Source organism: Micromonospora sp. WMMD1120 (assembly GCF_029626235.1).
In the GTDB taxonomy this organism is placed as follows: domain Bacteria; phylum Actinomycetota; class Actinomycetes; order Mycobacteriales; family Micromonosporaceae; genus Micromonospora.
On sequence record NZ_JARUBO010000005.1, the window covers coordinates 1427777 to 1447033 of the forward strand.

General features: G+C 72.6%; 19 protein-coding genes and 1 riboswitch. Of the genes, 8 read left to right on the plus strand and 11 right to left on the minus strand.

Translation table 11 applies throughout. The features are described 5' to 3' along the window. Positions 1-16 precede the first annotated feature (16 nt). Entirely contained in the window at positions 17-793 is a 777-nt protein-coding gene (gene pstB, locus O7634_RS06805; RefSeq protein ID WP_151488544.1) for a phosphate ABC transporter ATP-binding protein PstB, read from the plus strand. Between the two features lie 126 nt (positions 794-919). On the opposite strand, the gene O7634_RS06810 is transcribed toward pstB, so the two are convergent. Beyond that, on the minus strand, positions 920-1753 hold the full coding sequence (locus O7634_RS06810) for an NUDIX domain-containing protein (protein WP_278149293.1): 834 nt from the start codon (positions 1751-1753) through the stop codon (positions 920-922). Between the two features lie 190 nt (positions 1754-1943). On the opposite strand from O7634_RS06810, the gene O7634_RS06815 reads away from it, so the two are divergent. Next, positions 1944-2912, plus strand: a complete 969-nt coding sequence (locus O7634_RS06815; RefSeq protein ID WP_278149294.1) for a Gfo/Idh/MocA family oxidoreductase — start codon at positions 1944-1946, stop codon at positions 2910-2912. Positions 2913-2968: 56 nt separating this feature from the next. Here O7634_RS06815 and O7634_RS06820 read toward each other — a convergent pair whose 3' ends face one another. From O7634_RS06820 to O7634_RS06840, 5 genes are all read right to left on the minus strand, one after another. Continuing rightward, the gene (locus O7634_RS06820) at positions 2969-4147 is read right to left on the minus strand and encodes an IS30 family transposase (protein ID WP_278153813.1); all 1179 of its coding nucleotides are present in this window, start codon (positions 4145-4147) and stop codon (positions 2969-2971) included. Positions 4148-4437: 290 nt separating this feature from the next. Further along, positions 4438-5445, minus strand: coding sequence for an inorganic phosphate transporter (locus tag O7634_RS06825; RefSeq protein WP_278149295.1), 1008 nt, complete (start codon positions 5443-5445; stop codon positions 4438-4440). A gap of 4 nt (positions 5446-5449) precedes the next feature. Next, entirely contained in the window at positions 5450-6076 is a 627-nt protein-coding gene (locus tag O7634_RS06830; RefSeq protein WP_121653529.1) for a DUF47 family protein, read from the minus strand. Positions 6077-6204: 128 nt separating this feature from the next. Next, positions 6205-7146, minus strand: a complete 942-nt coding sequence (locus tag O7634_RS06835; RefSeq protein ID WP_278149296.1) for a PPK2 family polyphosphate kinase — start codon at positions 7144-7146, stop codon at positions 6205-6207. A gap of 47 nt (positions 7147-7193) precedes the next feature. Continuing rightward, positions 7194-7700: a DUF402 domain-containing protein gene (locus O7634_RS06840; RefSeq protein ID WP_278149297.1), complete on the minus strand. Its 507-nt coding sequence runs from the start codon at positions 7698-7700 to the stop codon at positions 7194-7196. A gap of 101 nt (positions 7701-7801) precedes the next feature. Here O7634_RS06840 and O7634_RS06845 point away from each other — a divergent pair, with 101 nt between their 5' ends. Beyond that, entirely contained in the window at positions 7802-10003 is a 2202-nt protein-coding gene (locus O7634_RS06845; RefSeq protein ID WP_278149298.1) for an ATP-dependent DNA helicase, read from the plus strand. A 9-nt stretch (positions 10004-10012) separates the two neighbouring features. On the opposite strand, the gene O7634_RS06850 is transcribed toward O7634_RS06845, so the two are convergent. Further along, positions 10013-11362, minus strand: coding sequence for an AI-2E family transporter (locus O7634_RS06850; RefSeq protein WP_347404307.1), 1350 nt, complete (start codon positions 11360-11362; stop codon positions 10013-10015). Positions 11363-11471: 109 nt separating this feature from the next. Between O7634_RS06850 and O7634_RS06855 the strand changes: the two genes are divergently transcribed. Both O7634_RS06855 and O7634_RS06860 read left to right on the plus strand, forming a co-directional pair. Beyond that, on the plus strand, positions 11472-11810 hold the full coding sequence (locus tag O7634_RS06855; protein ID WP_278149300.1) for a co-chaperone GroES: 339 nt from the start codon (positions 11472-11474) through the stop codon (positions 11808-11810). 93 nt (positions 11811-11903) lie between these two features. Beyond that, complete coding sequence (locus O7634_RS06860) at positions 11904-12071, plus strand: hypothetical protein (RefSeq protein WP_278149301.1); 168 nt, start codon at positions 11904-11906, stop codon at positions 12069-12071. On the opposite strand, the gene O7634_RS06865 is transcribed toward O7634_RS06860, so the two are convergent. Beyond that, positions 12061-13512, minus strand: coding sequence for a PrsW family intramembrane metalloprotease (locus tag O7634_RS06865; RefSeq protein WP_278149302.1), 1452 nt, complete (start codon positions 13510-13512; stop codon positions 12061-12063). The two genes, O7634_RS06860 and O7634_RS06865, sit on opposite strands and share 11 nt — an antisense overlap. 23 nt (positions 13513-13535) lie before the next feature. Continuing rightward, positions 13536-13655, plus strand: a riboswitch (SAM riboswitch). 69 nt (positions 13656-13724) lie between these two features. On the opposite strand from O7634_RS06865, the gene O7634_RS06870 reads away from it, so the two are divergent. After that, complete coding sequence (locus O7634_RS06870) at positions 13725-14975, plus strand: aminotransferase class V-fold PLP-dependent enzyme (RefSeq protein ID WP_278153891.1); 1251 nt, start codon at positions 13725-13727, stop codon at positions 14973-14975. Positions 14976-14984: 9 nt separating this feature from the next. Here the strand turns inward: O7634_RS06870 and O7634_RS06875 are convergent, their stop codons facing one another. Continuing rightward, entirely contained in the window at positions 14985-16187 is a 1203-nt protein-coding gene (locus O7634_RS06875) for an FUSC family protein (RefSeq protein ID WP_278153892.1), read from the minus strand. Between the two features lie 139 nt (positions 16188-16326). On the opposite strand from O7634_RS06875, the gene O7634_RS06880 reads away from it, so the two are divergent. Then, positions 16327-16983, plus strand: coding sequence for a metal-dependent phosphohydrolase (locus O7634_RS06880; protein WP_278149303.1), 657 nt, complete (start codon positions 16327-16329; stop codon positions 16981-16983). On the opposite strand, the gene O7634_RS06885 is transcribed toward O7634_RS06880, so the two are convergent. Beyond that, positions 16955-17239, minus strand: coding sequence for a DUF4031 domain-containing protein (locus O7634_RS06885; RefSeq protein WP_278153893.1), 285 nt, complete (start codon positions 17237-17239; stop codon positions 16955-16957). The genes O7634_RS06880 and O7634_RS06885 overlap by 29 nt on opposite strands. A gap of 68 nt (positions 17240-17307) precedes the next feature. Here O7634_RS06885 and O7634_RS06890 point away from each other — a divergent pair, with 68 nt between their 5' ends. Then, complete coding sequence (locus tag O7634_RS06890; protein WP_278149304.1) at positions 17308-18708, plus strand: FAD-linked oxidase C-terminal domain-containing protein; 1401 nt, start codon at positions 17308-17310, stop codon at positions 18706-18708. Between the two features lie 10 nt (positions 18709-18718). Here the strand turns inward: O7634_RS06890 and O7634_RS06895 are convergent, their stop codons facing one another. Further along, positions 18719-19255 carry a hypothetical protein gene (locus O7634_RS06895; protein WP_278149305.1) on the minus strand — a complete coding sequence of 179 codons (537 nt, stop codon included), beginning with the start codon at positions 19253-19255 and terminating at the stop codon, positions 18719-18721. Positions 19256-19257: the final 2 nt, after the last annotated feature.

Sequence of the window (19257 nt, forward strand, 5' to 3'; positions counted from 1 at the left end):
CCCCGGAGGTACCACAATGGCCAAGCGCGTCGAAGCCTCGAACGTCACCGCCTACTACGGCGGGTTCAAGGCGATCGAGAACATCAACCTGACGGTCGAGCCGAAGACCGTCACCGCCCTCATCGGGCCGTCCGGGTGCGGCAAGTCGACCTTCCTGCGGTCGATCAACCGGATGCACGAGGTGCTGCCGGGCGCCCGCGTCGAGGGCAGCCTGACCATCGACGACCAGGACATCTACGACCGGGACGTGGACGTCACGGCGGTCCGGCGCATGATCGGCATGGTCTTCCAGCGGCCGAACCCGTTCCCCACCATGAGCATCTTCGAGAACGTGGTGGCCGGGCTGAAGCTCAACGGCGTCCGGAAGAAGTCGATCCTGGACGAGGCCGCCGAGAAGGCGCTGCGCTCGGCGAACCTGTGGGACGAGGTCAAGGACCGGCTGGGCAAGCCCGGCGCCGGCCTCTCCGGTGGTCAGCAGCAGCGGCTCTGCATCGCCCGGACCATCGCGGTCGAGCCGCAGGTCGTCCTGATGGACGAGCCCTGCTCGGCCCTGGACCCGATCTCCACGCTGGCGATCGAGGACCTGATGTTCCAGCTCAAGGACAAGTTCACGATCATCATCGTGACCCACAACATGCAGCAGGCCGCGCGGGTGTCGGACCGGACCGCCTTCTTCTCCATCGAGAAGACCGGCGACCCGGGCCGCCTCATCGAGTACGACAACACCCAGAAGATCTTCAGCAACCCGAGCGTGAAGAAGACCGAGGACTACATCACCGGCCGCTTCGGCTGAGCTGAAGACGTCCGGTCACCGGCGCCCCGCCCTCCCGGCGTGGGCGCCGGTGTCGTCTGTTCGGCCGCCGGCCGCCGGCCCCGGCCCCCGCCCCGGCCGCCGGCCGCCGGCCCGGCCCCGGCCCAATCAGGCCAGCACGAAGCGGGGCTCGCCGTTCGGTGGGACGTCCAGGCGTGGGGTGATGGGGGTGGCGGCGTCCCGGTCGGCCGCCGCCCGCGCGACTCCGGCCAGGTCACCGGCCGCCGCCACCTCCGCCAACGTGACGAGGGTCGGTGGCAGCATGGTCAGCTCGCCGGCCCGCGCCCGGGCCAGCGCGTCCGCCGGTCGGATCCAGAGCGTGTGGTCGGCCTCGCCGGAGACGTCGCGGGTCCGCTGGCCCGCCGGCAGCAGGGCGACGAAAAAGTACGTGTCGAAGCGGCGCGGCTCGAACTCGGGAGTGATCCACCGGCTCCAGGGCAGCAGCAGGTCCGACCGGAGGGTGAGCCGGCGGTCGGCGAGCAGCGCCGCGAAGCCCAGCCGACGCCCCTCCAGGTCCTGCCGGGCGGCCTCCCAGTCGTCGCCGCTGACGTCGCCCACCACCGTCCCCCGGTCCGGGCCGGCGAGCAGCACGCCCGCCTCCTCGAACACCTCCCGCGCGGCGGCGCAGACCACCGCCTGGGCGGCGTCCGGAGCCACGCCGAGGCGGCCCGCCCAGTCGTTCGGCGTGGGCCCGGCCCAGTCGAGGTGTGTCTCCGAGTCGGAGCGGTCCACCCCGCCGCCCGGGAACGCGTACATCCCGCCGAAGGTCATCGCGGCGACCCGGCGGATGACGTACACCTCGAAGTCGGTGTCGGTCGGACGCAGCAGCAGGACGGTGGCCGCGACCCGCGGCGTGGCCGGGACGCCACCCTCGGCGCGGAACCGGCGGGCGTGCTCGACCAGGGCGGCCGGGGCGGGGAAGCCGTCGCTGTCGATCGTCATGCTCGCGAGCCTAGTTCCCCGGGCCGGGCCACCCCCGAGCACGCCCTTTGCTCTGCCGCCGTTGACGCACCACCCCGAGCAGCCGTGCTGGCGCATCGGCGGCGGCAGAGCAAAGGGCGATGCAATAGGTGGTCGGCCGTCGAGGGGTGGGGCGGTCGAGCCGGCGACCGTGGGGGCTAGCGTTTCCGGCATGACTCGTTGGGGCATCCTGGCCACCGGCCACATCGCCAGCCGTTTCGCCGAAGACCTCCGACTGGTGCCGGACGCCGAGTTGGTGGCGGTCGGCTCCCGCGCCGCCGACAGCGCGCGGCGCTTCGCCGACACCTACGGCGCGAAGCGCGCCTACGGCTCGTGGGTGGAGCTGGCCGCCGATCCGGAGGTGGACGCGATCTACGTGGCGACGCCGCACTCCGCGCACCACGAGGCGGCGATGACCTGTCTCACCGCCGGTCGGGCGGTGCTGCTGGAGAAGCCGTTCACCCTCGACCTGGCCACCAGCACCGAGGTTGTGGAGACGGCCCGCGCCGCCGGGGTCTTCCTGATGGAGGCCATGTGGATGCGGACCAACCCCCTGATCCGGCGGGTGGTCGAGCTGGTCGCGGACGGGGCGATCGGCGCGGTCACCGGCGTCCGGGCGGACTTCGGGGTGGCCGGGCCGTTCCCGCCCGAGCACCGGATGCGCAACGCGGCGCTGGGCGGGGGTGCCCTGCTCGACCTGGGGATCTACCCGATCAGCCTGGCCCACCTGCTGCTCGGGGTGCCGCAGCACATCCGGTCCTGGGCGCGGCTCGGCCCGGAGGGCACCGACGAGAACACCGGCATCCTGTTCGGCTACGACGACGGCGCGCTGGCGACCCTCAGCTGCGGCATGGTCGGCGCCACCCAGTTGTCCGCGTCGATCACCGGCACCACCGGTCGGGTCGACCTGCCGGAGCCGTTCTTCCGGCCGGCTTCGGTGACACTGCACCGGGCCGGCGTCGAGCCGGAGACGATCGTCGCGGACGAGGCCGGCAACGGCTACCAGTACGAGGCGATCGAGGTGCAGCGCTGCCTCGCCGCCGGGCTGACCGAGAGTCCGCTGGTCCCGCACAGCACGACCCTCGAGGTGATGGCTCTGCTGGACACGGTCCGCGAGCAGATCGGCGTGCGCTACGCGTGAACGCGAAAGGCCCCCCGCCGAGGCGGATTCTTGGGGTCCTCGCAACACCTGATGGTTTATGTGGTCGTCAGTAGATCACGCAGGCGCTCGGCTGGGGTTCGCCAGCCGAGCGTTTTGCGTGGTCGGCTGTTGAGTCGTTGCGCGACGTGTTCGAGGTCTTCGGGGCTGTGCACGGACAGGTCGGTGCTCTTGGGGAAGTACTGCCGCAGCAGGCCGTTGGTGTTCTCGTTTGATCCGCGTTGCCAGGGTGAGTGCGGGTCGCAGAAGTAGACCGGCACGCCCGTGGCCACGGTGAACTGCTTGTGCGCGGCCATCTCGCAGCCCTGGTCCCAGGTCAGCGAGCCGCGTAGGTGTGCGGGCAGGGTTTGGATCAAGGGCACCAGCACGTCACGGACTTCCTCGGCGGTGTGTCCGCCGGGCAGGTGCCCGAGCAGGACGTAGCGGGTGGAGCGCTCGACCAGAGTCACGATCGCGCTTTCGCTGCGGGGGCCGACGATCAGATCGCCTTCCCAGTGGCCGGGAACCGCCCGGTCCTCGACCTCGGCGGGTCGTTGGGAGATCATCACCATCTCGTCGACGAAGCGGCGGGTGCGCTGCTGCGGACCGCGGTGTGGCTTGCGGCGGGTGCGCCCAGTGCGCAGTGCGACCGCGACCTCGCGGCGCAGCCCGCCACGGGCCTGGACGTAGATCGCCTGGTAGATCGTCTCCGGACTCACCCGCATGCTCTCGTCGTCGGGGAACTCGATGAGCAGAGCGTGACAGATCTGCTCAGGTGACCACTGTTCCCGAAGCTTGTCCGCGACGAACTCGCGCAGCGGACCGTCCTGGGCAAGCTTGGACTCCTTGGGGCGTGACCGGCTCTTCGCCCACGCCCGCTGCGCCCGATGCGGCTGGTAGACACCATCGACTGCACGGGCATCGACCTCGCGTTTGACGGTGGATGCCGGTCGGCCCAGTTCCCGTCCGATCGCGCGTAGTGACCGGCCCTCACGACGCATGTCAGCGATCAATTCCCGCTCACCGACGGTGAGGAACCGAGCGTGCAACTCGGCCTCGACCGCCGCGAGAGACGACGCTGACGTGGCGGCAATGAGGCTGGTCATGCCCGTTGTGTAGTCGATCCTGCGTCCATCGGGGTGCAGGCGCGCGTTGCCGATCTTCCGGATACCACGGTCCCAGTCCCGGGCAGTGCGTTCGTGGACCCCGACCTGCGCCGCAGCGTCGCGCCGTCGCACCCCGCACGCCCGAAGCCGCTCATACTCCACCCGACCCGGATGCCCGCTCGTGCCCGTCTTCCCACGACCACGAACACCGGCCTTGCGCGCCCACCCGAACGCCGTCGCACGGTTCACCCCGACCGCCCGAGCAGCTCCCGAGACGCTGCCGTTCTCCCGGTCCAGCGCCTCGAAGAACTTCACCTTCAAGTCCTCAAAACCCACGATCCCCGCAACTCCCTGGATTTCAGGGTGTTGCGGGGATCGCTAGAACCCGCCCGAGCGGGGGGCCTTTCACACGTCGGGTCCGGTCAGCCGAAGAGTGGCCGGACCAGCAGGTACGTGACGCAGGCGATCAGCGCGGCAGCCGGGAACGTGATGATCCAGGCGAGCACGATGTTGCCGGCGACGTTCCAGCGCACCGCGGAGAGCCGCTTGGTCGCCCCCACCCCCATGATCGCCGAGGTGATCGTGTGGGTGGTGGAGATGGGCGCCTTGAGCACCAGGGCGTTGAAGTAGAGCACCGCGCTGGCGACCGTCTCGGCGGCGAAGCCCTCCGGCGGTCCCAGGTCGATGATCTTGCGGCCCAGGGTGCGGATGATCCGCCAACCACCGGCGTACGTGCCGAGGGCCAGCATCGTCGCCGAGGTCCAGAACACCCATCCGGGGATGTGCGTCTTGCTCTCCTGGAAGCCGCCGGTGTAGAGCGCCAGCACCACGATGCCCATGGTCTTGGCGGCGTCCTGCATGCCGTGACCGACCGACATGGCGGCGGCCGAGGCGGTCTGCGCCCACCGGAAGCCCCGGTTGAGCTTGCCCGGCTGCCCCTTCCGGAACAGCCAGAGGATGGCGAGCATCAGCAGGTAGCCGAGGGTGAGGCCGACGATCGGCGAGAGCACCATCGGCAGCAGCACCTTCTCGCCGATGTTGACCCACTGCACGATGCCGCCGGTGGACAGCAGGGTCGCGCCGACCAGGCCGCCGAAGAGCGCGTGCGAGGACGACGAGGGCAGGCCGAAGTACCAGGTGATCAGGTTCCAGGCGATGGCGCCGAGCACCCCGGCGAAGACCACCCCGAGGCTGCTGATCCCGGTGGGGAGGGTGACCAGACCGTCACCGACGGTCTTGGCCACCCCCGCGCCGAAGTGCGCGCCGACGAAGTTGCCGACGGCGGCGAGCCCGAGGGCGATCCGGGGGGTCAGCGCCCGGGTGGAGACGCTTGTCGCGATCGCGTTGGCGGCGTCGTGGAAGCCGTTGGTGTAGTCGAACGCCAGGGCCACCGCGATCACCGCCAGTACGGCGATGAGTTCAGGGGACACCGGCTCAGGACTCCTTGACGGCGATGGTCTCGACGGTGTTGGCCACGTGCTCGAATGCGTCGCAGGCGGCCTCCAGCTCGTCGGCCACCTCCTTCATCTTCAGCACCGTCAACGCGTCGTACTCACCGGAGAAGAGCCGGACGAGCAGCTGCCTGTTGATCCGGTCGCCCTCGTTCTCGAGCCGGTTGCACTCGATCCAGTAGTCCTCGAGATCCTTCATCGACTTCAGCCGGGGCATCGCGTCGGCGGTGAGCTTGGCCTGCTGGTCGAGCACGTTCACCATCTCGTGCAGCTCGCGGGGCAGCGCCGGAAGCTCGGTCAACCCGTACAGGTAGAGCAGGTCGCCGACCGCCTCCAGGTGGTCCATCACGTCGTCCAGCAGCGAGCCCAGCCGGTAGATGTCCTCCCTGTCGAACGGGGTGATGAAGGTCGAGTTGATCTTCTTGTACAGCTCGTGGGTGATCTGGTCGCTGTCGTGCTCGACCTCGGTCAGCCGCTCGCTGACGGACTGCACGTCCACGCCGGGCAGGGCCAGCTCGTTGAGCAGCTCGGTGCCTCGGACCAGGTTCTGCGCGGCCCTGGTGAAGAGCTCGTAGAAGGCGCCCTCGGTGGGGCGGAAGGAAAACTTCACAGCACAGACCTCGTCGCGTCGGTGGAAGGGTGGCGGTGCCCAGCGGACGCCCGCTCGGTGAATGCTAGGAAACGGCAGATCCGCGAATTCGCCGGCCCACCCCTGGCCAGGCGTCATTCACCGCTCGTTCACCTGCTGTTCATCTCGGCTGCCCCACCCGCACCCGCTCCCCCAGCGAGGAGGCGTTGCCGCTCCCGTGCAACGTCGAAATCGGCCGCCGGATACCCAAGATCGAGGGTGTCGAACGTCTCACGCAGCAGGTGCGCGACGGCCCAGTCCCTGTACCACTTGCGGTCCGCCGGCACCACGAACCAGGGCGCGGCGTCCGTGCCGCACCGGCTCAGGGCCTCGGCGTACGCCGCCTGGTAGTCGTCCCAGCGCGCCCGGGAGTCGATGTCGGAGGGGTTGTACTTCCAGTGCTTGCGCGGGTCGGTGAGCCGCTCCAGCAGGCGCTGCCCCTGCTCCGCGTACGAGATGTGCAACATCACCTTGACCAGCGTCACGCCACCCTCGGTCAACTCCCGCTCGAAGGAGTTGATCTCGTCGTAGCGGGCCCGCCAGGTCGCCTCCGGCACCAGCACGCCGACCCTGGCGATCAGCACGTCCTCGTAGTGCGACCGGTTGAACATCCCCACGTACCCCGGCGGCGGCAGCTCCCGGCGGACCCGCCAGAGGAAGTCGTGCCGCAGCTCCTCCTCCGTCGGCGGCCCGAACGACCGGATGTGCAGGCCCAGCGGGTTCATCGCACCGGCCACCCGCTTGATCGTGCCGTCCTTGCCGCCGCAGTCCATCGCCTGGAGCACCAGCAGCACCCGCCGCGCCGGGTCCCCCGACCCGGCCTTGGCGGTCGCGAACAGCATCTCCTGCTGCCGGCCCAGCTCGGCGCCGACCAGCTCCACCTGCTCCCGCGCCCACGCCTTCCGGTGCTCACCGGGCCCTTCGACGGACGGCAGGCCGGGCGTCGACCGGGGGTCGATCGCGCCGAGGTCAACGGGCGCGGTGACCCGTAACAACTCCCCCACCGAGCCGCCGTCCGGTGCCACGATCCGCCGTTGCCGAGGTGCGTCCATGCACGGATCATCACCCAGCGGCCGGCTTTCCGCCCGCCAGCCGCGGCTCAGACCACCAGGGCCAACCACTTGCGGTACGCGGTCGCGAACGGCTCGGTGCCGTCGCCGAGCGACGTGAACAGCCGCTGGGCGGCGGCCTCGGCCTCGACCACCACGTCGTCCGGGTAGCCGAACCGGGCCCGGTGCTCGGCGAACTCGTCCTCGTCCAGCAACTCGACCAGGCCGGTGGCCCGTCGCCGCACGACGTCCAGGTCCAGGTCGATGAGGTGAACGGTGTCGTCCGATTCCCAGCGGGCCGGGGTGGCGATGTCGCAGTAGACCTCGCTGGTGCGCGGCGGCGGGTTGAACATGGCCGTCCACCAGGCGCGATGTGGCACGAGCAGCACGAACGGGATCTTCTCCACCGACGGCCGGCCGTGGTAGACCGACTCGGTGCCCTCGGGCACGCCGAGCCAGATGCCGAGGTCGTCCTCGGTGAGCCGGCGGGCCGGGTAGTCGCGGTGGGCGCTGCCGTCGTACTTGCGGTAGATCACTCGGACCACGTCGCTCGGCATGATTCGCACCCTAACCGATCCCGCCCACGCGACGTAGTGCGGCCGTAACCGGACGGCGTCGGCCAGAACCCCGACCCGGCGCGCGGCACGCCACGTGGCGGATGGGCACGGCCGCTGTCGGCGGCGCCGGGTACCGTCGCACGGTGACTCCGTCCCGCACCGCCACCGGTTCCGCCAGCCCGTCGGCCCGTGCCGGGAAACGGCGGCGGGGCGCCCGGCCCAGCGGCACCGAGCTGCTGGCGGCGGCGGTCGGCGCGGTGCCCGGTGGCGCGGAACGCCCCGGCCAGCTCCAGATGACCACGGCGATCGAGGAGTGCGTGGCCACCGGCGAGCATCTGCTCGTGCAGGCCGGCACCGGCACCGGCAAGTCACTCGCCTGCCTCGCGCCGGCGCTCACTGTGGACGGTCCGGTGGTGGTCTCCACCGCCACCCTCGCGTTGCAGTCCCAGCTGGTCGACCACGACCTGCCCCGGCTCGCCGACGCGGTCGAGCCGGTGCTCGGCCGTCGACCCACCTTCGCGGTGCTCAAGGGTCGCCACCACTACCTCTGCCTCGCCCGCCTGGACAACTCCACCGAGGAGGAGCCGGAGGACACGCTCTTCGACGCTCCGGCGGCACGCCCCGGTGGCGGCACCAGGTGGCTCGGCGAGGCGGGTCGGCTGGGCAAGCAGGTCGAGCGGTTGCGCGAGTGGGCCGAGAAGACCGACACCGGCGACCGCGACGAGCTGGACCCGGGCGTCGACGACCAGGCCTGGCGGCTGGTGTCGATGCCGGCCCGGGAGTGCGTCGGGGCGACCCGCTGCCCGTTCGGGCAGGAGTGCTTCGCGGAGGCGTCCCGGGCTCGGGCCCGCGAGGCCGACATCGTGGTGACCAACCACAGCCTGCTCGCTGTCGACATGCTCGCCGAGCGGCACATCGTGCCGCCACACAAGCTGCTCATCGTCGACGAGGCGCACGAGCTGGCCGACCGGGTCTCCTCGGCGGCCCAGGCGGAGCTGGTGCCGGAGCTGATCGACAGGTCCGCCCGGCGGGCCCGACCGCTGCTCCGGCCGGAGGTCGCCGAGGCGCTCACCGCCGCCGGGGACGCCCTCGCCGTGGGGCTGGCCGAGGCGCCGGCGGGGCGGATCACCGCCGGGCTGCCGGCGCCGCTGCGGGAGGCGTGCACTCTGCTCGACGCGGCCACCCGCTCGGCTCTCGACGCGATCGGCGACGTCAAGGCCGACGACCCGGACCCGGTCCGCAAGCAGCAGGCCAAGGCCGCGCTGGACGAGCTGTCCAGCACCGCCCAGCGGCTGCTGGAGGAGGCCGACCACGACGTCGCCTGGGTGGAGAAGAACGACAGCGGCAGCCGCCGGGCGCTCGTGGTCGCGCCGCTGTCGGTGGCCGGCACCCTCGCCACCCATCTCTACGACGAGCGCACGGTCGTCGCCACCTCGGCCACCCTGGCGCTGGGCGGCCGGTTCGACACCGTCGCCCGCGCCCTCGGCCTGGACGCGCCGCCGCCCGCCCCGCCCTCGCCCGCCGCCGCCGCGCTGGCCGCCCGTACCGGCCCGGGGCGTCCGGCTGCCGAGACGCCGGGCCGCCGGCTGGCCGGCGACACCCCCAACGCCGTCGTGCCGGCGACCGAGGGCCCGGGTTGGCGCTCCCTCGACGTCGGGTCGCCGTTCGACTACGCCCGGCAGGGCATCCTGTACGTCGCCGCGCACCTGCCCCGACCCAGCGTCTCCGGGCTGCCCGACGCCGCCGGGGAGGAGCTGCTCGGGTTGGTCGAGGCGCTCGGTGGTCGTACCCTCGGGCTCTTCTCCTCCCGGCGGGCCGCGCAGCAGGCGGCGGAGCTGCTGCGGGCGCGCACCGACCTGCCGGTGCTGTTGCAGGGCGAGGAGGCTCTGCCGCTGCTGGTCCGCCGGTTCCGGGAGGAGCGGGCGAGCTGCCTGTTCGGCGTGATGTCGCTGTGGCAGGGGGTGGACGTGCCGGGCGACTCCTGCCAACTCGTCGTCATCGACCGGCTGCCCTTCCCCCGCCCGGACGAACCGCTGGCGGCGGCTCGGGCCGCGGCAGTGGACGCGGGCGGCGGCTCCGGCTTCGCCGCTGTCAGCGTGCCGATCGCCGCCGTGCGGTTGGCCCAGGGTGTGGGCCGGTTGATCCGGGCGACCGGAGACAAGGGCGTGGTCGCGGTGCTCGACTCCCGGTTGGAGACTGCCCGCGGTTACGGGCCGTTCCTACGCCGGTCGCTGCCGCCGTTCTGGTACACGACCCGCCCCGAGGTCGCCCGGGGCGCCCTGAAGCGTCTGGCCGACTCCTGAGCCGCCCGGTCAGGGGGCCTGCGCGGCGACGACCACGGCGTCGGGTGGGGTGTCCGGGACCCGTCGGGCGGCGAGCCGGCGGATCGCCGTGTTCAGCACCGCGATGAGCGGCACCGAGACCAGCGCGCCGGTGATCCCGGCGAGGACGACACCGGCGGCGATGGCGATGATCACGGCGAGCGGGTGCAGGGCGACCGCCCGTCCCATGATCAGCGGTTGCAGGATGTGGCCTTCGACCTGCTGCACACCGATCACCGCCCCGAGGATGATCAGCGCGGTCACCGGGCCGCTGTCGACGAGTGCCACCAGCACTGCCACGCCACCGGAGAGCGCCGCGCCGACGATCGGGATGAACGCGCCCAGGAACACCAGCGCGGCCAGCGGGAACGCGAACGGGATGTCGAAGACGACAAGGAAGATGCCGATGCCGACGGCGTCGATGAAGGCGACGAGCACCGTCGCGCGGACGTAGGCGACGAGCGTCTGCCACGAGGCGCGTCCGGCGTCGTCGACCTTCCAGCGCGCGGCCACCGGTAGCAGCCGGACCAGGAAGCGCCAGATCCGGTTGCCGTCGCGCAGGAAGAAGAACGTCGCGAAGAGCACAAGCAGTGTGCCGGTCAGCACCTCGGCGAGTGTGGCGGCGGTGCTCAACGCGCCGCTGGTGAACCTCGAGGTGTTGCCGTTGATCCAGTTCTGCGCCTCGTCGATGTAGCGGTCGAGTTGGGTGTCGGAGAGGTGCAGCGGGCCCGTCTTGAGCCAGTTCTGGATCTGCCGGACGCCCTCCGAGGACTTCGCGCTCAGCTCCGGCACACCGCGGATGAACTCGTTGACCACGAGCGTCAGGGTGCCGATCACCGCGGCCAGGCCGCCGACCAGCACCACCGCCGTCGCCAGCGACCGGGGGAACCGGGCCCGCAGCAGCCAGCCCACCGCCGGCGCGAGCAGCGCGGAGAGCAGCAGCGCGACGGCCAGCGGGATGATGACGATCTTGATGGTGCCGACCACCCGCAGGAGGGCCCAGGCGACCACGCCGATCACGATCAGGCGCCAGCACCAGGCCGCGGCGATCCGGAGCCCGTGCGGAACGTCCGCGTCGTCCCGGCTGGAGGTGGAGCTGTGCTGGTCCACCGGAGGCTCGGCGCCGTAGACGGCGGCGCTCGGTGGGGCGCTCGGACCGGGCACGCCGGGGGACGCCACCCCGGCCGTCGACGGCAGGTCGTCGACAGCGACCTCGTCGGCGCCCGTCGACGTCTGTCGTGACTGGTAGGCGCGGCGAAGCCGCCCGCGTACCCGCTCGAAGCGGCTCAAGCGCACCTCCTGGCAGAGAGACCGGCCCGCCCACGGCGACAGGTCGGACAGCTTACGCGTGTTCTCGACACCTTAGGGGAGTTCCGCCACACATTGCCCGGACCACCTTCGGCGTAACCACCGGCGGGACCGCCGTCGGCCACACGGTAGCGTCTGCGACGTGACCGCCGACAAGGATCTCGACGCCGGCCTGCCGATCCGCCTGCTGCACGACCGCGTGCTGGTGCGCATGGAGGGCAGCGAGGGCGAACGCCGCTCCACAGCGGGCATCGTCATCCCGGCGACCGCCGCGGTCGGCAAGCGTCTCGCCTGGGCCACGGCGGTCGGGGTGGGGCCCAACGTCCGCGCGATCGTCTCGGGCGACCGGGTGCTGTTCGACCCCGACGACCGCTCCGAGGTCGAGCTGCACGGCCGTGGCTACGTGCTGCTGCGGGAGCGGGACGTGCACGCGGTCGCCGCCGAGCGGATCGAGAACGACTCGACAGGCCTCTACCTCTGACGCTCCTCCCCCGGCCAGCGGAGCCCGCCGGGCGCCGTTTGCCCGCCGGTACGACGGGAAGCCAGCCGGCGACCGTGGCCCTGGGGAGGGACGATGCCGGTATTCGTGAAGAAGGTCTTGACCTGGGGCTTCGTCGCGTTCCTGATCTATTTCGTGGCCTTCCGGCCGGACGGGGCCGCGCAGATGTTCCGGGCGATCGGGGCCGCGCTGATCGCGATGTTCCAGGGTTTCGGTGACTTCCTGACCTCGCTCATGGCCTGACCCAGCCCGGCGGCGGGTACCCGTGCGGAGCAGGTGGCGGAGCCGGCGCGAGCACCACCGGAATCGGCACGACCGGCTCGTGCGGCGCGTCCACCGTGCGCTGGGTGCCGTCCGGGAAGCGCAGGTGGTAGCGGTTGCCGTCCCAGATCCCCGCCGGGGCCTGCGGGTCCCGACCGACGAAGAACGACCGGTACCCGGTGATCGCGTCCAGCAACTCGCGCTCCTCCCGCGCGGTCCGTTCCTGGTCGGCGGGCTTGCGGTCCAACCCGCGCACCGTCCCGTCGCGGAGCAACGCCAACCGGGTGGCGGCGGACTGGTAGCCGCGCATCGCGCGCACCCCGGCGTCGCCGGCCACCCGCCGCGCCCAGCTCCGGGCGGCGTGCCGTCGGGCGAGGCTGCTCAGCGCGGCCACCTCGGGTGGGCTGAGCCAGCCGGCACTTACGTAGGCCGGCAGCGCCCGCTCGGTGAGCCGGCCCTCCCAGGCGCGCAGCCACACCGCCAGGCCGACGGTGCCGAAGAAGACCGGCACCATCAGGCCCAGGAAGCCGTACAGCATGATCACCGCCTCGCCGGTGGCCTGGGTCAGCGTGGGCAGCAGGTTCCACGTGCCGTGCAGCATCATCGCGAGCAGCAGACCGGCGATCGGCGCGAGCACCCGGACCCGCCGGTCGGCGGTCCGGGAGGCGATGCCCAGCCCGAAACCGGTCATCGAGGTGAAGAGCGGGTGGGCGAACCCGAACAGCAGGATCCGCAGGATGAAGATCGCGATGACCTGCTGGATGCCGGTGGCGGGGCCGTACCTGTCGACACCGGACGCGTAGCCCAGACCGCCCAGGTAGAGGATGTTCTCCACCATGGCGAAGCCGACCGCGGAGAGCCCGCAGTAGACCAGGCCGTCGGTGATGCCGGACCACTCCCGGCGACGGAACACCAGCAGCAGGATCGGGCCCAGCGCCTTGGTCAGCTCCTCGATGAAGGGCGCCACCAGCACGCCGGTGAGCGCGGACGGCAGGCCCCAGTCGGCGAACAGGCCGGCGGCGAAGTCGTTCACGGTGAGCGAGGCGGCGGTGGAGACGAACGCGCCCCAGGCGAAGCAGAAGATCAGGTACTTCAGCGGCTCCGGCTCGTACCGGTCCAGCCAGAGGAAGCAGGCGACCAGCACCGGCACCGGCAGGATGGCGGCGACGACGCCGATCAGCAGCGCCTGCGCCCCCAGCGACTGACCGAGCGTGAAGACCATGAACACCGCGCACGCGGCGATCAGCAGCACCACCGCGGCCAGCACCAGGAACCGCCGCCAACCCAGCCGGCGCAGCGGCATCCGGGGCGTCGCGTCGGCCGGCGGGGCCTTGGGGGCGGGCGACGGCGGCAGCGGTGAACCGGGTGGGGTGTCGGCCATGCGGTCAGCGTAGCCATCCGCCGCCGGCTGGTCCGGCCGCATCGGCGGCAGCTATGCTGCCGGCAGGTCACGAGCGCCAGCGTCAAGCCCCGGCTTGCTGGCCGGCAACCCTCGTCAGTTCGCGGTGGGGTGCCCCGGGTGATGACCGGGCCCAGCCCGATCGGCGTGCTGGGCAAGCGCGGACCCCGTCCCGACGTCGCACCGGGGTCCCTGACCCCGGAGGTTCCGGCGTGCCCGTCACCCTCGTCTCCCCGCTGCCCACCCGCCCCGACACCGCGCCCACGCCGGCCCCGTCGCGGCCGCTCGACGTCCTCGGCGTGCCGGGCGAGATCAACCTGGACCACGCGGCCAGCGCGCCGTGCGCGCGAGCCGCCGCCGACGCGGTGGCCGAGCTGCTGCCCTGGTACGCCAGCGTGCATCGCGGGGCGGGGGCGCTGTCCCGGCGGTGCACACTCGCGTACGAGCAGGCGCGGCAGACCGTCGGCGACTTCTTCGGGGCCCGGATCGGCGATCACGTGGTCTTCACCCGCAACACGACCGACGCGCTCAACCTGTTGGGGCGCTCGCTACCGGCCGGCACGACGGTGGTCACCTTCGCCGCCGAGCACCACGCCAACCTGCTGCCCTGGCCGCGCGGCTCGGTACGGCTGCCGGTGCCCACCGACCCCGCCGCGGCGGTACGCGACCTCGCCGCCGCCCTCACCGAGCTGCGCCGGGGCAGCAATCCAGCGCTGCCGGTGCTGGTCGCGGTGACCGGCGCGAGCAACGTGACCGGGGAACGTTGGCCGGTCGCCGAGCTGGCCCGGGTGGCCCACCGGCACAGCGCCCGGATCGTGCTCGACGCCGCGCAACTCGCTCCGCACGCCCCCGTCGACCTGGGCACGCTCGACGTCGACTACCTGGCGGTCTCCGGGCACAAGCTGTACGCGCCGTTCGGCGCGGGTGTGCTGATCGGCAGGTCGGACTGGTTGGACGACGCGCCCCCGTACCTGGCCGGTGGCGGGGCCACCAGTCACGTCGGGTCGGCCACCCACGACGTGACCTGGTCGACCGGCCCGGCCCGGCACGAGGGCGGCACCCCGAACCTGCTCGGCGCGGTGGCGCTGGCGGCCGTCTGCGGGGCGCTCGCCGACGCCGACCGGGCCGCGCTGGCGGCGCACGAGCAGGCGCTGCTGACCCGGCTGCGGACCGGCATCGCCGCCCTGCCGCACGTGGTGGAGCTGCGCACGTTCGGCCCGGACGCGCCCCGGGTGGGCATCGTCTCGTTCGTGGTCGCCGGCCGGGACTCCAGCGAGGTCGCGGCACGGCTGGCCGCCGAGCACCACATCGGCGTACGGGACGGGTTGTTCTGCGCGCATCCGCTGGCCCGGCGGCTGCTCGCCGAGGCGGCGGATCGTACCGGCCGGCGGGACCTGCCGCCGACAGCGCTGCGCGCCAGCCTCGGCCTGGGCAGCACCGCCGCCCAGGTGGACCGACTGCTCGCCGCGTTGGCCGAGCTGGGCTGACTCGCGCGCTCAGCCGACCGGCGGGGCGGTCGGGGGTTTCCGGGGCTCGCCGGACTCGGTGGGCTCACCGACCGGCCGCTCCTGCTCGCCGAACGCGCTGCGGATACACCGGTTCGCCTCCTCCTGGTCGATGCCGGAGGCGACCAGAAGGTCGCTCGCCGTGGTACGCACCTGGGCGACCACCACGCTGCCCGAGAAACCGACACCCGCGCCGTACGCCCGACCGGCCTCGCTGACCGCCCGCAGCGACCGCTCCCGGGCCTTGTGCGGCTCCTCGCCGACGGCGAACTCGTGCTTGAGCAGCCGAACCGACTCGGCGAGGTGGCCGATCGCGTCCGGCATCGGATCGGGCACCGGTTCCTCGTCCTCGACGAGCGTCACGGACCGGCGGATCAGGGTGCCGCTGTTGCGCATCGCCCGGTCGATCGGGTCGGCCGCCTCCGCGTAGTGGGTCAGCTCGCCCCGGCGGTGCCAGCGGGCCGGGGAGAGCGTGGCGGTCTCCTTGGCGCCCTCGATCGCCTCACTGAGGGTGTTCAGCTCCTCCCTGTTGTCGCGCAGCCGGTCCAGCGCCCGCTGGATGGTGGCCCGGTCCCGGCGGCGCAGTCCGTCGGCCGTCTGGTCGAGCTGGTCGGCGAGCAGATCCAGCGCGGGGCGGGCCGCCCGGTTGATCACCCGGAGCGGGTTCAGCGGCAACAGCACCGCCGTGACCAGCAGCGCGATCCCACCCCCCAGGAACGCGTCCACGAAGCGCGGGATCTCCAGGTTCTGTGTGGACGGGCTCAGCGTGACGATCAGCACCGCCGTGGCCGCCGCCTGGATGACGATCGCCACGCTCGCCCCCGCGAAGATGGTGAGCAGGATCGCCACGGTGACCACCAGGCCGAGCTGCCACGCCCCGGTGCCGAGGAAGTAGATCAGCAGGTCGCCGATGAACACCCCGATGCCGACCCCGACGATCAGCTCCACGGTCCGGCGGAACCGCTGGCCGACCGACGCGGCCAGGGTGCCGACCGCGGAGATCGGCGCGAAGACCGGTTGCGGGTTGCCGAGCACCTTGTGCGCGACCAGGTAGGCCAGCCCGGCGGCCAGCCCGGCCTGCACCGCGAGCCCGCCGGCCATCCGCACCCGGTGCAGCCGGTCGTGCAGGGTGGCCCGACCACGGTGGCGCAGTTGCTCGGTGGCCTCGGCGATCCGGGCGCCGTCGATGTCCACCATCCCCTCCCGCAGCGGGGCACGTCGCACCACCGGAGGTCGCTTGTCCCGGGACACGGCCATGGGCGCGACTACCCGTGCTGGGCGCGCTGAATCCTCCCCTTCCGCGCGTCGCGCCGGAATGCGGCAGACTCGGGCGGTGGTCGATCTGCTGAGCCGGTGGCGGGCGGTGGTCCGGGCCGTCGGCACGAGCCCCGAACCGGCGACGATCCGGGCCGGGGAGCGTCTGCTCGCCCGGTGGCGGGAGCCGCACCGGCACTACCACACGCCGACCCACCTGGCGGCTGTGCTCGACGTGGTGGACCAGCACGCCGACCTGGCCGATCAGGTCGACGCGGTCCGGCTGGCGGCCTGGTTCCACGACGCGGTCTACGATCCTCGGGCCACCGGCGACGCCAACGAGCGGGACAGCGCCGCGCTGGCCGGCAGCGTGCTCGGCGGGCTCGGGGTGCCGGCGCCCACGGTGGCCGAGACGCGCCGGCTGGTGCTGCTCACCGCCGGGCACACGGTGGCGGCGGACGACCAGGACGGCGCGCTGCTCTGCGACGCGGACCTGGCCGTGCTCGCCGCCCCGCCGGAGGCGTACGCGCGGTACGCGGCGGCGATCCGCCGGGAGTACGCGCACGTGCCGGAGCCGGCCTTCCGGGCCGGACGCGCCGCGGTGTTGACAGGTCTGCTGGCGCTGCCGGCGCTGTTCCGGCTGCCGCCGCTGGCCGGCAGTTGGGAGGCGGCCGCGCGGAGCAACGTGCGCCGCGAGCTGGCGGCGCTCAGCGCTGAGCCGGCGGACCCGAACTGACCAGGTGCTTCGGCCGGCGCAGCCCGGCGTCCCGGAGCAACCGGACCAGCTCCCGGCTCGGCACCACCCGGGCGCCGAGCCACACCGCCGCCGCGAACCGGTCCGCCGGGAGGTCGTAGTGGTCCCGGTCGAAGCCGCGCCGGGGCGCGCCGAGCGTCTCGGCGAAGGCGTGCAGCTCGGCGTAGGAGACGTCGCTGATCAGGTGCGACCAGAGGCGACCGCGCCACGGCCAGGCCGGCCGGTCCAGGTAGAGCATGACGTTCACGCCATCCCGCACGGTCGATCACGTTGATGATCGCCGACCGGCGACCTAGCCTCGGCTGCATGGCCCCCACCACTCTGCTCGACGACCTGCGCGCCGCGCTCGGTGACGACGCCGTGCTCACCGACCCGGACCTGCTGCGCACACACGAGCGGGACGAGGCCGACCTGTGCGCCGCCGGTACCCCACTGGTGGTGACCCGTCCGCGCAGCACGGAGCAGGTGGTCGCCGTGGTACGCGCGGCGGCGCGGCACGGCGTATCGCTGGTGCCGCAGGGCGCGCGGACCGGGCTGGCCGGGGCGGCGAACGCCGTCGACGGCGCTGTCGTCCTCAGCACCGTCGCGATGGACGAGATCCGGGAGATCGATCCGGTGAGCCGGATCGCCGTGGTCCAGCCGGGGGTGGTCAACGCGACGTTGGCCGGGGCCGTCGCCAAACAGGGGCTCTGGTACCCGCCGGACCCCGGCTCCTGGGAGTCGTCCACGATCGGCGGCAACGTGGCCACGAACGCCGGTGGCATGTGCTGTGTGAAGTACGGCGTGACCACCGAGTACGTGCTCGGCCTGGAGGTGGTGCTCGCCTCCGGGGAGGTGCTGCGCACCGGGCGGCGTACGGCGAAGGGGGTGGCCGGTTACGACCTGACCCGGCTCTTCGTCGGCTCGGAGGGCACCCTCGGGGTGATCACCGAGGTGACTGTGGCGCTGCGGCCCGCCCCGGCCGACTCGCTGACCCTGGTGGCGGTCTTCCCGTCCACCGCGACGGCCGGCGCGGCGGTCGCCGAGATCGCAGCGCGTGGCCTCACCCCCAGCCTGTTGGAGCTGCTCGACCAGACCCACCTGCGGGCGATCGAGGCGTACCGACCGATGGGGTTGCGGACCGACGCGCAGGCGGTGTTGCTGGCAGCCGCGGACACCGGCGTCCGGGCTGCGGACGACCTGGCCGCCCTCGCCCAGGTGTGCGAGACGGTGGGCGCCGACGAGGTCTACGCGGCCACCGACGCGGTGGAGGCGGCGGCGCTGCTCCAGGCCCGCCGGCTGGCCCACCCCGCGATGGAGAGGTTCGCGGCGGACGCCTATCCGGGCGGCAACGGCGGCCTGGTGATCGACGACGTCGCCGTTCCGCGCGGCTCGCTGGCCGCGCTGCTGGATGGGGTGGCCCGGATCGCGGCCGAGTGCGCGGTGCCGATCGGCGTGGTGGGGCACGCCGGGGACGGCAACATGCACCCGAACATCGTCGTCGACCGGTCCGACCCGGCCAGCGTGGAGCGGGGCCGGCGCGCGTTCGACGAAATCATGCGGCTCGGCCTGGACCTGGGTGGCACCTGCACCGGCGAGCACGGGGTGGGGCTGCTCAAGCGGGACTGGCTGGCCCGGGAGATCGGACCGGTCGGGGTCCGGGTGCACCAGGCGATCAAGTCGGCGCTCGACCCGGCGGGCCTGCTCAACCCTGGCAAGGTGCTCTGAGCGGCTGCGGTCAGCCCTTGATCTCGGCCGGGGTGGCCTGGGTGAGCAGCAGCAGGATCTCCCCGGCGACCGGCGGGCGTTCCTCACCCGGGCAGTCCTGCGAGGTGATCAGCCCGCTCGAGGTGATCAGGCTCGACGTCAGCGCGTCGATGCAGGTGGTCCGGTATCTCCGGGCCTGATCGGTCTCGTCGACCAGCAACGGGTTGGCGAGCAGCACCTGGAGTCGTTCGGTCAACTCCGGCGCGAGGGTGCCCCGGGAGGTGACCCCGTCCCCGGCGCAGTCGACGCACTGCCACGCGCCGTTGCGCTCCACGCTCAGCGTCCGCAGCGGGCCGTCCTCGCCCAGCCGCTGGATGAGGCTGACCTGGCCGGCGGCGACGGTGGCGGGGATCTCCAGTTGCGGCGCGCCACCGGCCACGCCGGCGGACGGTTGCGCCACCGGCGTGCGCGGCGCCTCCCGGTCGAAGAGCCCACACCCGGTCAGGGTGCCGACGAGCGCGAGAGCGAGGAGGGGGGCGAGGAGACGAGGGCGCGCGCGGGGTAGCACGG

Bases quoted from the DNA above. Each gene is read 5' to 3' on its own strand.
- pstB (WP_151488544.1), top strand. From the start codon at position 17: ATGGCCAAGCGCGTCGAAGCCTCGAACGTCACCGCCTACTACGGCGGG.
- O7634_RS06810 (WP_278149293.1), bottom strand. From the start codon at position 1,753: ATGACGATCGACAGCGACGGCTTCCCCGCCCCGGCCGCCCTGGTCGAG.
- O7634_RS06815 (WP_278149294.1), top strand. From the start codon at position 1,944: ATGACTCGTTGGGGCATCCTGGCCACCGGCCACATCGCCAGCCGTTTC.
- O7634_RS06835 (WP_278149296.1), bottom strand. From the start codon at position 7,146: ATGGACGCACCTCGGCAACGGCGGATCGTGGCACCGGACGGCGGCTCG.
- O7634_RS06840 (WP_278149297.1), bottom strand. From the start codon at position 7,700: ATGCCGAGCGACGTGGTCCGAGTGATCTACCGCAAGTACGACGGCAGC.
- O7634_RS06845 (WP_278149298.1), top strand. From the start codon at position 7,802: ATGGGCACGGCCGCTGTCGGCGGCGCCGGGTACCGTCGCACGGTGACT.
- O7634_RS06860 (WP_278149301.1), top strand. From the start codon at position 11,904: ATGCCGGTATTCGTGAAGAAGGTCTTGACCTGGGGCTTCGTCGCGTTC.
- O7634_RS06865 (WP_278149302.1), bottom strand. From the start codon at position 13,512: ATGCGGCCGGACCAGCCGGCGGCGGATGGCTACGCTGACCGCATGGCC.
- O7634_RS06885 (WP_278153893.1), bottom strand. From the start codon at position 17,239: ATGCTCTACCTGGACCGGCCGGCCTGGCCGTGGCGCGGTCGCCTCTGG.
- O7634_RS06890 (WP_278149304.1), top strand. From the start codon at position 17,308: ATGGCCCCCACCACTCTGCTCGACGACCTGCGCGCCGCGCTCGGTGAC.